Annotated in this window: 14 protein-coding genes; 10 read left to right on the top strand and 4 right to left on the bottom strand. The window is 31.4% G+C overall.

Features of this window, described 5'->3' with window-relative positions; translation table 11 throughout:
- Positions 1-322: 322 nt before the first annotated feature.
- The 3 genes from FHG05_RS05830 (at position 323) to dnaG (ending at position 5,258) form a co-directional block, all read left to right on the top strand.
- A complete protein-coding gene (locus tag FHG05_RS05830) occupies positions 323-1,606 on the top strand; it encodes a hypothetical protein (protein WP_140997079.1) in 1,284 nt (427 codons plus the stop codon).
- 280 nt (positions 1,607-1,886) lie between these two features.
- The gene (locus FHG05_RS05825; protein WP_140997078.1) at positions 1,887-3,173 is read left to right on the top strand and encodes a hypothetical protein; all 1,287 of its coding nucleotides are present in this window, start codon (positions 1,887-1,889) and stop codon (positions 3,171-3,173) included.
- Positions 3,174-3,275: 102 nt separating this feature from the next.
- Positions 3,276-5,258, top strand: a complete 1,983-nt coding sequence (gene dnaG / locus FHG05_RS05820; protein WP_140997077.1) for a DNA primase — start codon at positions 3,276-3,278, stop codon at positions 5,256-5,258.
- Here the strand turns inward: dnaG and FHG05_RS05815 are convergent.
- Together FHG05_RS05815 and nadE are read right to left on the bottom strand one after the other, a co-directional pair.
- A complete protein-coding gene (locus FHG05_RS05815) occupies positions 5,255-5,884 on the bottom strand; it encodes a response regulator transcription factor (RefSeq protein WP_140997076.1) in 630 nt (209 codons plus the stop codon). The genes dnaG and FHG05_RS05815 overlap by 4 nt on opposite strands.
- 97 nt (positions 5,885-5,981) lie before the next feature.
- The gene (nadE, locus tag FHG05_RS05810; protein ID WP_140997075.1) at positions 5,982-6,788 is read right to left on the bottom strand and encodes an NAD(+) synthase; all 807 of its coding nucleotides are present in this window, start codon (positions 6,786-6,788) and stop codon (positions 5,982-5,984) included.
- Between the two features lie 100 nt (positions 6,789-6,888).
- On the opposite strand from nadE, the gene gldB reads away from it, so the two are divergent.
- Both gldB and gldC read left to right on the top strand, forming a co-directional pair.
- The gene (gldB, locus tag FHG05_RS05805; protein WP_140997074.1) at positions 6,889-7,845 is read left to right on the top strand and encodes a gliding motility lipoprotein GldB; all 957 of its coding nucleotides are present in this window, start codon (positions 6,889-6,891) and stop codon (positions 7,843-7,845) included.
- Entirely contained in the window at positions 7,845-8,177 is a 333-nt protein-coding gene (gene gldC / locus FHG05_RS05800; protein ID WP_157504181.1) for a gliding motility protein GldC, read from the top strand. The genes gldB and gldC overlap by 1 nt, the downstream gene beginning before the upstream one ends.
- Before the next feature lie 37 nt (positions 8,178-8,214).
- Here gldC and yihA read toward each other — a convergent pair whose 3' ends face one another.
- Together yihA and FHG05_RS05790 are read right to left on the bottom strand one after the other, a co-directional pair.
- Positions 8,215-8,835 carry a ribosome biogenesis GTP-binding protein YihA/YsxC gene (gene yihA, locus FHG05_RS05795; protein WP_140997073.1) on the bottom strand — a complete coding sequence of 207 codons (621 nt, stop codon included), beginning with the start codon at positions 8,833-8,835 and terminating at the stop codon, positions 8,215-8,217.
- A 38-nt stretch (positions 8,836-8,873) separates the two neighbouring features.
- Positions 8,874-9,629 (bottom strand): alpha/beta fold hydrolase, encoded by a 756-nt coding sequence (locus tag FHG05_RS05790; RefSeq protein WP_140997072.1) that lies wholly within the window; start codon positions 9,627-9,629, stop codon positions 8,874-8,876.
- A gap of 362 nt (positions 9,630-9,991) precedes the next feature.
- On the opposite strand from FHG05_RS05790, the gene mraZ reads away from it, so the two are divergent.
- From mraZ to FHG05_RS05765, 5 genes are read left to right on the top strand one after another with little or no spacing between them, the layout of a single operon-like run.
- On the top strand, positions 9,992-10,462 hold the full coding sequence (gene mraZ / locus FHG05_RS05785; protein WP_140997071.1) for a division/cell wall cluster transcriptional repressor MraZ: 471 nt from the start codon (positions 9,992-9,994) through the stop codon (positions 10,460-10,462).
- Positions 10,437-11,345 (top strand): 16S rRNA (cytosine(1402)-N(4))-methyltransferase RsmH, encoded by a 909-nt coding sequence (gene rsmH / locus FHG05_RS05780; protein WP_181369147.1) that lies wholly within the window; start codon positions 10,437-10,439, stop codon positions 11,343-11,345. Before mraZ ends, rsmH begins: the two co-directional genes overlap by 26 nt.
- 26 nt (positions 11,346-11,371) lie before the next feature.
- Positions 11,372-11,731 carry an FtsL-like putative cell division protein gene (locus FHG05_RS05775; protein ID WP_140997069.1) on the top strand — a complete coding sequence of 120 codons (360 nt, stop codon included), beginning with the start codon at positions 11,372-11,374 and terminating at the stop codon, positions 11,729-11,731.
- Positions 11,722-13,704: a penicillin-binding protein gene (locus tag FHG05_RS05770; RefSeq protein WP_140997068.1), complete on the top strand. Its 1,983-nt coding sequence runs from the start codon at positions 11,722-11,724 to the stop codon at positions 13,702-13,704. The genes FHG05_RS05775 and FHG05_RS05770 overlap by 10 nt, the downstream gene beginning before the upstream one ends.
- Positions 13,701-15,164, top strand: coding sequence for a UDP-N-acetylmuramoyl-L-alanyl-D-glutamate--2,6-diaminopimelate ligase (locus FHG05_RS05765; protein WP_140997067.1), 1,464 nt, complete (start codon positions 13,701-13,703; stop codon positions 15,162-15,164). Before FHG05_RS05770 ends, FHG05_RS05765 begins: the two co-directional genes overlap by 4 nt.
- Positions 15,165-15,187: the final 23 nt, after the last annotated feature.

Raw genomic sequence — 15,187 nt, 5'->3', positions numbered from 1 at the left:
CGGTAATATTAATCGTTTAATGGTTGTTTGAAAAATCTGACATTCTGTTTTTTAACATTTTGTCAGATTTTTTATTGTAAATAATCGAAATTTAAAAATATAAATAATTGATTTTTAATTATTTAATTTTTTTTAACAAGATTTAAAATGTTAAGAGCATGTTTTAAATTTTAACATTTTTTCTAATTTTGTTGTAAAACTAACTCAATCCCTTTTAGTTACTTTGTTAAAGCTTAATTTGATACAGAAACAAAACAACAGTTTACTTTGCCCAATCTAAATTGTTTAAAATAAAGCAAAAAAAAACTATAAAAAAATTATTATGAAAACGAACCTACTATTCCTGACTATTGTCTTCGGTCTGTCTTTTTCTATCTATGCACAATCCGGACTTGGGTTGAACGAAAAAGAAAACATTCTTGAATATTGGACCGAATTTGATCCTAAAAAGAAAGAATATAGAGAACCTAAAAAAATATTGGCAGGTTACATTTCTCAAAATACTACCCTTTCAAGTAGAGATACTTATTTGTTAGAAGGTACGGTATATGTTGTAAATAATGCAGTTTTAACAATTGAACAAGGAACCGTAATTCGTGGTGATGCTAAAACCTGTGGAACTTTGGTAATCACTAAAGGAGCAAAAATAATTGCTGAAGGAACTGAGAGTTTTCCTATTGTTTTTACAACTAATAAAGATACTTATTCCAGAAAACCTGGGGATTGGGGCGGAATTATAATTATGGGCGATGCTCCAATTAATAATTTCGGTGGTGTAGGAATTCTAAACTTTGATTTAGACCCAACGTACAACCGCTACGGTGGAACAAATGCTGAAAGTTCAGCTGGTGTGCTGAAATATGTTAGAGTGGAATATGCTGGAAAAAAAGCAAGTTCTAAAAAAGAGTTTAATGCAATATCATTTGCAGGAGTAGGTAGTCAAACTAAAATTGAAAATGTACAAGTGAGTTATTCTGATGATGATTCTTTTGAGTTTTATGGAGGTAGTGTTAAATTAAAAAACCTAATTTCCTATCGTGCTTCAGATGATGACTTCGATTTTACACAAGGTGTGCAAGCTGATATTACAAACAGTATTGCTATTAGAAATCCTTATTCATCTGATTTAGAAAACTCTAGATGTTTGGAAATTAATTCCAATGATGATGTTGAAAAGTTTGATCCTCTACGTAAAAAAACTAATGTAAAAGCCTCAAATATGGTTTTGGTGAATACAGAAGACAACAATCAGGGTCTTATTAAGGAGGCTATTTTTGTTTCTAATGAAAGTATGTTGAACTTTACCAATAGTGTTGTTTTTGGGTTTAAAGACCTATTAATGCTAAAAGATTTTACAATATTGGAAGAATTTGAACAACATATAAAACTGAGAGAATTGGTAGTAGGTCATTGCGATAACACGATTTCAAGTTTGAAACCTAAAGATTTACTAACCCTAGATGTAGATTATTTATTTTCAAGAAATAATGTAAAAGTTTCAGATGGAAAAATAGAAGACTATTTTATGAATTCTGATGTTTTACAAACTCCAGATTTTAGATATTTAAAAATTGAAAGAACCAATAATAATTTGGTAAATAAATAATATTTTAAAAAATTATTAGGTTTCTTTTCTTAATAAACATCCAGTATTTGTAAGAAAATAGGGGTCGATTAACATTTTAACGAAAAAAAGTGCATTTCTTCGATGATTTTTTTTGATTATCTGAAAAAGATTGCGTATCTTCGTTACAGCTTAATAGAATTCTATATGAGTATAGCCCATACTTGAATTTGTAGTAAAGCTGAATGTATTGAAAACTCCAGGTGAAATCACTTGAATTTTGTAGCAGTGCAGGATATGTTTAATTACAAAATTTGTTATTATGAAAAGAAACCTACTTTTATTAGCAGTTATTTGCAACTTTTGTTTTGCAAGTTATGCGCAGTCTGGATTAGGAATTAGTGAAAAAGAAAATTGGTTAGGATATTGGACAGAATTTAATCCTAAAAAAGAAGACTATAGAGACCCTCAAAAAATCTTAACAGGTGTCATTTCTCAAAATACTACATTATCTAACAGAGATACTTATTTGTTACAAGGTAATGTATATATAACGAATAACGCAGTATTAACTATTGAGCCAGGAACACTTTTAAGAGGTGATTCTAAAACTTGTGGTACACTGATTATTACTAAAGGAGCAAAAATCATGGCTGAAGGGTCTGAAAGCTTCCCAATTGTTTTTACTTCTAATAATGACGAATATTCTAGAAAACCAGGAGATTGGGGTGGTATTGTTGTTATGGGTGATGCTCCAGTAAGTGGTTTTGGGGGAATGAGCGTTCTGAATTACGATTTAGAACCACAATACAATCGTTTTGGAGGTGAAAATGCTGCAGGATCTGCTGGTGTGTTAAAACATATTCGTGTGGAATATGCAGGTAGAAAATCGGCTACCAAAAGACAAATCGCTGGAATTACTTTTGCTGGTGTAGGAAGTGGAACTGTAATAGAAGGAATACAAGTAAGTTATTCAGATAACGATTCTTTTGAATTCTATGGCGGAAATGTAAAAGCTCAAAAATTAGTTTCTTTTAGAGCTGCAGACGATGATTTCGACTTTACACAAGGGGTTCAAGCAGAATTTTCTAATAGTATCGCATTAAGACATCCATTTTCTTCTAATCCTGGAAATCCAAGATGTATGGAAGTGAAATCCTATAATGAAATCGAAAAATTTGATCCGCAAAGAAGTAAAACAAATGTGAAAGCAACTAATATTACTTTAGTGAATGTGGAAGATAACAAACAAGGACTTATTAAGGAAGCTGTTTATGTGTCTAATGAAGCAAATCTAAGCTTATCAAATAGTGTGGTGTATGGCTTTAGAGACTTCTTAATGTTAGACAAATACCCAATGATGGATGAGTTTGAAAAGTTTATAAAACTTAAAAATCTAGTAGTAGGTCATTGTACTAATATTTTCTCTAGTATGAATGGTGAAAGATTAGGTTTAGATACGGATTACATTACTTCTAAAAACGGAATTGAAACTTCAGATGGATTAATCAACGATTACTTCAAAACTCCAGATTTTTCTATAACTCCAGATTTTAGATATCTTAAAATTCAAAGAAACAGCAGTAATGTAGTGTTGAATAATAAATAAAAAAAATATATAGTAACATAAAAAAAGCACTTCTTTTAAGAGGTGCTTTTTTAGTTTCAACTTTGTATCTTTGCTTCTTATCAAAAAAAAACAGGAAAAAAATTGATTTCTAAAACAACCATAGAAAATGTATTTGAAACTGCAAGAGTAGAAGAAGTTATTGGCGACTTTGTACAACTCAAAAGATCGGGCAGTAATCTTAAAGGGTTAAGTCCTTTTGTAGACGAAAAATCACCTTCTTTTATGGTGTCTCCTGTAAAACAAATTTGGAAAGATTTTTCTTCAGGTAAAGGAGGAAATGTGGTTACTTTTTTAATGGAACATGAGCATTTTAGTTACCCTGAAGCAATTAAATATTTGGCTAAAAAATACAATATTGAAATTGAAGAAACGGTGCCAAATAATGAAGAGTTGGCTGTGGCTAATGAAAAAGAAAGTATGTATTTGGTTTCCGAATTTGCGAACAAATATTTCCATAATACCTTACTTCATACTGAAGAAGGAAAAGCAATTGGTTTAACTTATTTTAAAGAAAGAGGGTTTAACAATGATATGATAGCTAAATTTAGTTTAGGGTATTCTCCAAATTCTTGGGATGTTTTTACCAAAGAAGCTCTGGGGAAAGGCTATAAACTTGAATTTCTTGAAAAAACAGGTTTAACTATTGTAAAAGAAGACAAACAATTTGACCGATTTAAAGGTCGTGTGATGTTTCCCATACAAAGTATGAGTGGAAGAGTTTTAGGTTTTGGTGGCCGTATTCTTACAAATGATAAAAAAGCAGCCAAATATGTAAATTCTCCAGAAAGTGAAATTTACCATAAGAGCAAAGTCTTATATGGTATTTATCATGCCAAGCAAGCGATTGCAAAACACGATAATTGTTATTTGGTAGAAGGGTATACCGATGTAATTCAATTTCATCAAGCCGGCATTGAAAATGTTGTCGCATCATCTGGAACCGCTTTAACTCCAGATCAAATTCGATTAATTAGTCGTTTGACCAAAAATATAACCGTACTTTTTGATGGAGATGCTGCAGGTTTACGAGCTTCCATTCGTGGTATTGATTTAATTTTAGAAGCAGGTGTTAATGTAAAAGTTTGTGCCTTTCCCGATGGAGAAGATCCAGATAGTTTTGCTAAAAAGACACCTTATGAAAAATTAGTTGCTTTTTTAGAAGAGAATGCTAAAGATTTTATCCAATTCAAAGCATCTCTCTTAATGAATGAAGCTAAAAATGATCCTATTAAAAAAGCAGATTTAATTCGAGATATGGTAGTTAGTATTTCTAAGATTCCCGATCGAATTAAACAAGAAGTGTATTTGCAAGAATGTTCTAGAATTATGGATATTTCAGAAGATGTCTTGTTTAATACATTGGCTCAAATTGATAAAAAAGATTTGGCTGATACAGGTAAAAAACTGAAGGAGCAGCAGCAGTCTAAAACATTTGAAGTGCTTAAAAATGAAGCGGAAAACGCTACTGCTAAAATCGATATTCAAGATGAACTGGAACGAAAAATAATTGAAATATTATTACTGTATGGAAGTGTGGAGGAAGAATTTGAAGATGTACTTCTTAAGGCTAATGATGAAGGCGAGTTAATTGAGGTGAAAGAAAAGAATCTTTACAAAGTATTTCATCGCATTTATTTGAGTTTGCAAGAAGATGAAATTGAATTAGCAAATCCTGTTTTTAAGTCGATATATAACGATATTATTACCTATTATAATCAAACAGAGCATTTCGAAATAGAAGACTATCTGAAACAAATAAAACCTGAAATAGCCAATGAGGTAACTTCTATTTTAATGCATGAAGAAAGAGAGGTTTTACATAATTGGGAATCACAACAAATTATTGTAAAGCTTAAAGATAAAACCATTGGACAATATGTGACAGAAACCATTTTAACATTAAGATGGTATTGGGTCAATAAAATTATAGACGAATTAAAAACCGAAGTTGTTACGCAAAATAAAGAGGATAATGCCGAAACATTAGCTATGGTTATGGATTATTTAGGTTTAACCAATATGTTTTCCAAAAAATTAGGGCGTGTAATGAGTAGATATTCTTAAATGATTTCTAGGCTTTTTGCTTTCGTAAGTAAATCAACAAGATTCGTGACATTTAATTTGGCTAAAAGACGAAGTTTGTAAGTACTAATGGTTTTTTCATCCAAACTTAAAATTTCAGCTATTTCTTTATTCTTTTTACCGTCATTTAAATAGCGTAAAACTTCAATTTCTCGAGTAGATAACTTTTTAAATAAGCGATCCGATTTTTTTCCTTTCGATAAAATATCAATATTCTTTTTTACCGCTTCGCTAAAAATAACAACACCTTGATATACTTTAATAATGGCGCTTTCTAATTCTTCTAAGGCAATTGTTTTTTGGATGTAAGCCGAAACACCAGCTTTAATAGCAGTGGGTGCATACATCTTTTCTGAAACCGATGTGAAAAGGACAAATTTTGTGCTGGGAAATTCTTTTAATAAGGCTTTTATATCTCTAATGCTTGTAATGCCTGAAAGTTCAAATTCGAGTAAAACAATGTCTGTTGGCCTGGATTGTAAATGAGAAATTAAGCTTTTTAAATCATAGGCATGAGCCATAATATGAATGGTCGGATGATTATTAAAAAAGGACTTTATACCTTGAACAACCACAGGCTGGTTATCAGCAACACAAATTTTTATCATGACTCTAAAGTGTTAATTAAAAAACAGTGAACTTAATATTCAAAGTTAAGAAAAAAAAATGTAATTACTTGTTAATTAATTAGTAATCTATTGAAAATCATTTATATCCTTTTGGAATAAGGCACACAGGTATCGGGTTCATCTTGTGTTGATTCATTTGATTTAGTCTTTTATAAATGGAAAAAACTGTAGCTTCTCTACCGGAAAAATCAGCAGCTGTTTTCCCTTTTTCAGCTTCTTGCATTGCCCATTCTAACTCGTCATAATTAGCACCCAATTGATCTTCGTCGCTTCTGTCATCACCAAAAAGCCCGTCAGTTGGTTTGGCTTCTAAAATACTTTTTGGAACATTTAAGTGTTTTGCGAGTAAGCGTACTTCACTTTTTAATAAATCTGCAATCGGACTTACATCAACTCCACCATCTCCATATTTGGTATAAAAACCAACACCAAAATCTTCAACTTTATTACCTGTGCCCGCAACTAATAAACCGTGAATTCCTGCAAAATAGTACAAAGTTGTCATTCTTAATCTTGCACGAGTATTAGCAAGAGATAAATGAAGTGCTTTTTCATCTGAGGTAGTACTAACTTGTTTTTTAAAACTTTCAAAAACGGGAGTCAAATCGGCTCTTTCTTTGCTTACATTGGGGAATCTTTCTTTTAATTGATGGATGTGTTCATTTGCTCTTGAAACATGACTTTCTGCTTGATGAATTGGCATTTCTACACAAAGTGTAGGTAATCCAGTTTGCGCACATAAAGTAGAAGTTAAAGCACTATCAATTCCTCCTGAAATGCCTACAACAAATCCCTTAACTTTTGCGTTAGTAGCATAGTCTAATAACCATTTTACAATATGTTGATTGATTTTTTCAGCATGGAAAGAGGTTGAATTTGTCATTTTTTTAAGAGAATTTAATTGTGTAAACTGTATATTTGCGCTTTTATTTTCAAAGAATTTGGTATTCTTATTTGGTCTAAAATTATAAAAAATACACCATATGAAAAAGCTTTTTTTGGCTTGTCTTTTACTTTTGATATTTGCTTGTAAGCAAGAAAATAAAATTGAAGAGAAAGTGGCTACTATTCCCGTTGCTTTTGAAGTGGAACGATTTGATAAAATGTTCTATGAATCGGATACTTCAAATTTACCTGCAGTTAAAGCAAAATATCCTTTTTTATTTCCAGAAGGCAATGAAGATTCGGTTTGGTTGAATAAACTAAAAAACCCTTTATTACAAGATTTGTACAAAGAAGTAAAACAAAAATATCCCACTACAGCTAAAATTGATAAGGATTTAGAAGCGTTGTTTCAGCACGTTCAATATTATTTTCCAAAATATAAAACCCCTAGAGTCATTGCGGTAATTTCTGAGGTGGATAGAGAAGCGAAAGCCATTTATGCCGATTCCATTGCGTTAATTTCTTTGGATTGTTATTTGGGTAAAGAGCATCCATTTTATGTTGATTTTTCCGATTACCAACGTTTAGGCTTCGAAGAAAATCAAATAGTACCCGATTTGGTTACTAGTTTCAGTTATGGAAAAATTAGCAAACCTTTAGATAGAACATTACTTTCTATTATGATTTATTATGGGAAAGAATTGTATTTGAAAGATAAATTAATTCCTGAATACTCTGACGCAGCTAAAATTGGATATACCGAACAACAATTAGCTTGGTGTAAAGAAAATGAATATTATATGTGGAGTTATTTTATTGAAAATAATTTGCTTTACGAAAGTAATGTTAAAAATGAATTTCGCTTTATCAATGAAGCTCCATTTTCTAAATTTTATTTAGAAATTGATAACGAATCTCCTGGAAGAGTCGGACAATGGTTAGGTTGGCAAATTGTGAGAAGTTATATGGAAAATAATGATGTTTCTTTAGATCAATTATTAGTAACTGATGCTAAAACCATTTTTGAAAAATCAAAATATAAACCTAATAAATAATGGCAAAAACAATAACGTCGGAAATAAAATTTTTAGTTGAACTTGACGAAAATAGAATACCTGAAAAATTAACTTGGACCGCACAAGATGGCGGAGTGGAACAGGAAGAAGCGAAGGCGATGATGGTTTCTCTTTGGGATGCAAAAGCACAAGAAACACTTCGTATTGATTTATGGACAAAAGAAATGCCAGTAGATGAAATGAAAGTGTTTTTTCATCAAACTTTAGTGGCTATGGCTGATACATTTGAAAGAGCTACAAACGATGAAAAAATGGCTGCTACTATGAAAGACTTTTGCGACTATTTTGCCGAAAAATTAGAGCTAAAATAGATTTTATTAAAAACAATAAAATATGAAGAAAGGGTTTTTAAATAAACCCTTTTTCTTTGAATATTCCTTCGTTAATTTGATCGATAAACGTTAAAAGACTTTCTTTTCCAGTTCCGTCTGATGAAGAGGTAATAAAATGTTGAGGCATTTCTTCCCAGCCATTAGCAAGTACTTTTTTCTTATAAGCAGCTACATTTTGTTGTGCTTTTACTTTTCCAATTTTGTCTGCTTTTGTAAAAATAATACAAAATGGAACACCAGCTTCTCCTAAGTAATTGATAAATTCTAAATCAATTTTTTGAGCTTCCAATCGAATGTCAATCAGAACAAATGCACAAACCAATTGTTCTCTCGTTTCGAAATAATCGGTAATGAATTTTTGAAAGGTTTCTTTTGTTTTTTTAGAAACTCGTGCATATCCATAACCAGGCAAATCAACTAAAAACCAGTTTTGATTTATTTTGAAATGATTGATAAGTTGTGTTTTTCCGGGTTTTCCAGAGGTTTTGGCTAAATTTTTATGATTGGTTAACATGTTTATTAGAGAAGATTTACCCACATTGGATCTTCCAATAAAAGCATATTCTGGTAACGGTTCATTCGGACATTTACTAGCGTCAGAATTACTAATAATAAATTCAGCACTTGTTATTTTCATCTTTTTAAAAACTGAAATTCCCCAAGAAGGGGAATTTATTAAATATTATTTTTTTCTAACCAATGTAACAATAATCTGTTAAATTCATCTGGATGTTCCATCATAGCAGCATGACCACATTTGTCAATCCAAAACAATTCAGAATTGGGTAGTAATTTATTAAACTCTTCTGCTACTTCTGGAGGAGTTACTTTGTCATTTTTACCCCAAATAATACAAGTTGGTGTTTGCATATTGGGTAAATCTTTTGCCATATTATGACGAATCGCGCTTTTAGCAATGGTTAACGTTTTTATTAACTTAATTCGGTCATTTACAGTAGCAAATACTTCATCAACAATCTCTTTTGTAGCTACTTTTGGGTCATAGAATACATCCTCACTTTTCTTTTTGATATATTCATAATCGCCTCTTTTAGGATAACTTTCACCCATGCCACTTTCATACAAACCTGAGCTACCTGTAATTACTAATCCTTTCATTAATTCTGGATACATTTTTGCATGATAAAGCGCAATATGCCCCCCTAAAGAATTCCCAAGTAAAATTACTTTGTCATAGCCTTTGTAAACAATAAAATCTTTTACAAATTTTGAAAAAGCTTTTACATTGGTTTTAAGAATGTTCTGTGTGTAAAGGGGTAGTTCTGGTATAACTACTTTATATCCATTCTTAGGAAAAAAATCAGCTACGGCTTCAAAATTACTCAAACCACCCATTAAACCATGTAGCACAATAATTGGTGTGCCTTCACCAGCTTCAAAATAGGTGTATTTCTTTTCTTTCTTTAACATAAAATGAATCTCAAATTTATTTCTGAAATTTTGACAAATATAAGATTTTCTATAGGAATTAAAAGCAATTGAAAAAAACTATTTGAAAACCTTTTTTAAGGGATAGTGTATAGGGTTAAGTTTTTAGTTTTCAACACATTTGAAGAATAATAGTGGGTTCTTATAGGTTTTTTTGTCTAAAATTATTGTTTTTTTAATTGTTCATCAAAGATCTTTTGGCTTTATTTTAGTACTAATGAGTTCGTTTTTAGCAATTTCATTTAATGATATGAGTGGAAAAACTTATTAACAAAGTGGGAGTAAGTGGTAAAAAGTGGTAATTTTTTTTTAAATTTGTCCATATTCTAATTAAAAATGTGCAATTGACGTCATTTATTGGTACATATGAATGCAAGGTAGATGCTAAAGGAAGGTTGATGCTACCCACATCTCTGAAGAAACAATTTGGTTCTTTGGAAGAGGGTTTTGTGTTGAAACGTTCTGTTTTTCAGCCTTGTTTAGAATTGTATCCAATGGATGAATGGAATAAAATGATGCAGAAAATCAATAAATTAAATCGTTTTGTAAAAAAGAACAATGATTTTATACGTCGTTTTACGGCTGGAGTTAAAATGGTAGAGATTGATACAAATGGTAGATTGTTAATTCCAAAAGACTTAGTCGTTTTTGCTAAGATTGAAAAAGATATAGTGTTGTCATCTGCAGTGAATATCGTAGAAATTTGGGACAAAGATTTGTATGAAAATGTGATTGAAAATGCAACTGATGATTTTGCAGATTTGGCAGAAGAAGTAATGGGTAATTTAAATGATGATGAGCATGGAATATCATAATCCGGTTTTATTAAAAGAAACGGTTGATGGTTTGAATATAAAACCTGATGGTGTTTATGTGGATGTGACTTTTGGAGGCGGAGGTCATTCTCGAGAAATTATATCGCGTTTGGGTGACAATGGAAGATTAATTGCTTTTGATCAAGATGTAGATGCTTTGCAAAATGCAATTGATGATAATCGGTTTTTATTGATTAATGAAAATTTTAGAAACATCAAACGTTTTTTAAGATTTCATGGGATTAAAAAAGTAGATGGAATATTAGCAGATTTAGGTGTTTCGTCGCATCAATTTGATGTTGCAGAAAGAGGGTTCTCTACTCGTTTTGATGCAGAATTAGACATGAGAATGAATCAAAAAGGCGATATAAGTGCCTATCATGTAGTAAATGAATATGATGAACACGATTTGAAGCGTGTTTTTTTGGAATATGGAGAGTTGAAAAATGGAGGTGCAATGGCAAATGTAATTGTCTCTGCTAGAAAAGACAAACAGATAAAAGATTCCGAACATTTAAAGCAAGTGTTGGCTAAATTTTTACCCGCTCACAAAAGCAATAAAATTTTAGCTCAAATATATCAAGCCATACGGATTGAGGTTAATCAAGAAATGGAAGTTTTAAAAGAGTTTTTAGAACAGTCTTTAGAATTATTAGAAGTAGGAGGACGAATGAGTGTGATTTCGTATCATTCTTTAGAAGATAGATTGGTGAAACGCTTTTTTAGGAATGGAATGTTTGAAGGAGAACCTGAGCGAGATTTTTTTGGTAATTACGAAGTTCCCTTTAAAATTATTGAAAAATTGATTGTGCCAGATGCAGCTGAAATTGCAAGTAATAATAGAGCTAGAAGTGCCAAGTTAAGGGTTGCTGAAAAAAAATAAGGTAAGATTTGTAATCATAATAAAAAATGAAAAACAGTATTTATAGTTTACTCAAAGCAAAATTTCTAGTGAGTGATGATGCTTTAAAGAACTGGAAGTTTATTGTTTTTTTAATTTTTCTAGCCATGATTATGATTGCGAATAATCATCGATATGATGCGAAGAATTATAAGATTACAGAGTTAACGAATAAAGTAAAAGAGCTTCGTTCTGAATTTGTTGATAGGCGCTCTGAATTGATGAAGTTAAAGATGGAATCTACGGTGGCTAAGAAGATGGAAGTTAGAGGTATTTTTTCTGCGGATGTTCCACCTACAAAAATTATTGTAAAAACTAAAAAAGAAGATAAAAAGAGTTTTATAGACAAATTAAAAATATGGCAGTAAAAGAAAAAAATAGTAACTACCGTATGTATTTAGTGGCTTTCACAATGTTTGTGATGGCTATTTTAGTTATGATAAAACTCAATAACATCCAATGGTTAGAAGGAGATTATTACCGTAAATTGGCTAAAGAAAGAACGGTTAAGAATTTTGTTATTCCAGCAAATAAAGGGAATGTTTATGCTGCGGATGGAAGTTTGCTTGCCACCTCAATTCCTGAGTATACCATACGTTTTGACGCGCTTTCACCTTCTAAAGAAAATTTCCAAGAGAATATCAAGCCGTTAAGCGATTCCTTATCGGTGATGTTTGGAAAGTCTACAGGTTATTATCAAGCTGCATTACAAAAAGCAAGATCGAATCAAAATAGGTATTACTTGGTTGCTAGTAAATTAAGCTATACCGACTACATGCGTATTAAAAGTTTTCCACTTTTTAATAAAGGTCCTTATAAAGGAGGAATTATTGTTGAACAAAAAACGGTTCGTGAACACCCAATAGGGCTAATTGCACAAAGAACAATTGGCTATGAGAGAACCGAAAGTGATGGAAAGGGTTTAGAGTTTGCCTTTAAAAAATACATTAATGGAAAAAATGGGCATCGAATGATGCAAAAAATTGCAAAAAATCAATGGAAGCCTATTAATGATAATAACGAATTAGAACCACAAGACGGATATGATATTGTATCTACAATAGATGTTTATGTACAAGATATTGCGCATCATGCTTTGTTGAAACAATTGGAAATTTATGAAGCAGATCATGGTTGTGTAGTAGTAATGGAAACGAAAACAGGTGAAATTAAAGCCATATCTAATTTGGGTAGAGCTAATAATGGGTCTTATTATGAAACCCAAAATTATGCGGTAGCAGAATCACATGAACCCGGTTCTACTTTTAAATTGTTTGATTTAATTGCACTGCTTGATGATAAAAAGGTAGATACTAGTAAGATTTATGATACACATGATGGAGTCGTTGAATATTATAAAAAGAAAGTAAGGGATTCTCATAGAGGAGGTTATGGTAAAATTTCCTTAGCTCGTGGTTTTGAACTTTCTTCTAATACCGTTTTAGTTCAGGCAGTATATGATAATTATAAGGATGATCCGAAACAATTTGTTGACAGAATTAACAGTTATGGTTTAAACAAGCCTTTAGGTTTACAATTAATTGGCGAAGGGAAACCTTACGTACCACAACCAGGTGATAAAAAATGGTATGGAACAACCCTGCCATGGATGGCATTCGGATATAATATTTCATTAACCCCTTTACAAACATTGGCCTTATATAATGCAGTTGCAAATGACGGAGTTATGGTAAAGCCCTATTTTGTGAAAGAAATTAAAGAATGGAATAAAACGATAAAGAAATACGATACAGAAATTATCAATCCTAAAATTGCATCCGATGAAACTTTGGAAAAAGTTAGAGCGGTTTTAGAAAATGTGGTTAAAAAAGGAACAGCTTCTAAGTTGTATTCTAAAGATTTTTCAATGGCAGGTAAAACAGGAACAGCGCAAGCCAACTATCGAGATAAATCCAAATTGCATTACATCTCTTCTTTTGCGGGCTATTTTCCTGCAAAGAATCCCAAGTATTCTTGTATTGTAATCATTCATAAACCCAATGTTTCAGCTGGTTATTTTGGAGCAGATGTGGCGGGACCAGTTTTTAAACGTATTGCTCAAAAAATTTATACTGATTCTCCTCCTACAAATCATATACAGGATTTAGAGAAACAAATTGTAGTAACTGAAAAGGCATATAATACGTATTATAATAAAGTAGATAAAGCAACTTCTTTAATACCTAATGTAAATGGAATGGATGGAATGGATGCCGTTGCATTATTGGAAAATTTAGGAGTACGAGTAACGGTTAGAGGAATAGGTAAAGTAAGTTCTCAATCGGTGAAGCCTGGAGAAAAAATTCAAAAAAATCAAACCATAACTATCGAATTGTCATGAAAGTCTTAAAAGACATATTGTATAAAGTAGGTATAGAAGCCGTTAAAGGTGCTACTGATGTTGTTATCCAAAAAATTGAATTCGATTCTAGAAAAATAGAATTGAATGATGTTTTTGTGGCAATTCGTGGTGCTGTTTCTGATGGGCATGATTTTATTGAAAAAGCATTGAACTTAGGAGCAAGTGTTGTTATTTGTGAAGAGTTTCCTAAAGTTATCGTGAATGGTGTAACCTATATTAAAGTTGCAAATTCAAACGAAGCATTGGCTTTTATGGCTTCAAACTATTATGAAAATCCTTCGTCAAAAATAAAATTGGTTGGAGTTACAGGTACAAATGGAAAGACCACTATCGCTTCTTTATTGTATCAATTGTTTAAAAAAGCAGGTTATAAAGTGGGTTTGCTTTCTACGGTTAAAATTCTTGTGGATGAAACCGAATACAAAGCAACGCATACCACTCCAGATTCATTGACTATCAATTACTATTTAAATGAAATGGTAGCAATGGGATGTGAGTTTTGTTTTATGGAAGTCAGTTCTCACGGAATTCACCAAAAAAGAACAGAAGGACTTCAATTTCAAGGGGGTATTTTTACAAATCTATCCCATGATCATTTGGATTATCATAAGACTTTTGCTGAATATAGAGATGTAAAAAAGAAATTCTTTGATGATTTGCCTAAAACGGCATTTGCAATTTCTAATATAGATGATAAAAATGGAGCAATTATGTTCCAAAATACCAAAGCCAAGAAAATAACATATGCTTTGAAGTCTTACGCAGATTATAAAGCACAAATTTTAGAGAATCAATTTACAGGATTATTGATGAAAATTAATAATAATGAAGTTTGGACAAAATTGATTGGTTCTTTTAATGCATATAATTTGTTAGCGATTTATGCAGCGGCTGTTGAATTGGGAATTGAAGAACAAGAAACCTTACGATTGCTTTCTGATTTAGAAAGTGTTTCAGGTCGATTTCAATATATTGTTTCGTCTAGTAAAATAACAGCGATTGTAGATTATGCGCATACTCCTGATGCATTGGAAAACGTATTAAAAACAATAGAAGATATTCGTACTAAAAATGAACAATTAATCACGGTTGTTGGTTGTGGAGGTGATAGAGATAAAACGAAAAGGCCTATCATGGCTCAAATTGCTTCAGAATTGAGTACCAAAGCCATTTTTACCTCAGATAATCCTAGGACAGAAGATCCAGCAATAATTTTGGAAGAAATGGAAAAAGGAGTGGAACCTCAAAATTATAAAAAAACACTGTCTATTTTAGATAGAAAACAAGCAATTAAAACAGCTTGTCAATTAGCAGAAGCAAACGATATTATCCTCATAGCAGGAAAAGGACATGAAACGTATCAAGAAATTAATGGTGTACGACATGACTTTGATGATTTGAAAATTGTAACAACAATGTTGCAAGAATTAGGAAAGTAATTTTTAAAAACAGAATTTAAAAA

The organism is Flavobacterium profundi (assembly GCF_006491645.1).
In the GTDB taxonomy this organism is placed as follows: Bacteria; Bacteroidota; Bacteroidia; order Flavobacteriales; family Flavobacteriaceae; genus Flavobacterium; species Flavobacterium profundi.
The sequence above is the reverse complement of the archived record's forward strand: the minus strand, read 5'-3'. Positions and strand labels throughout refer to the sequence as shown.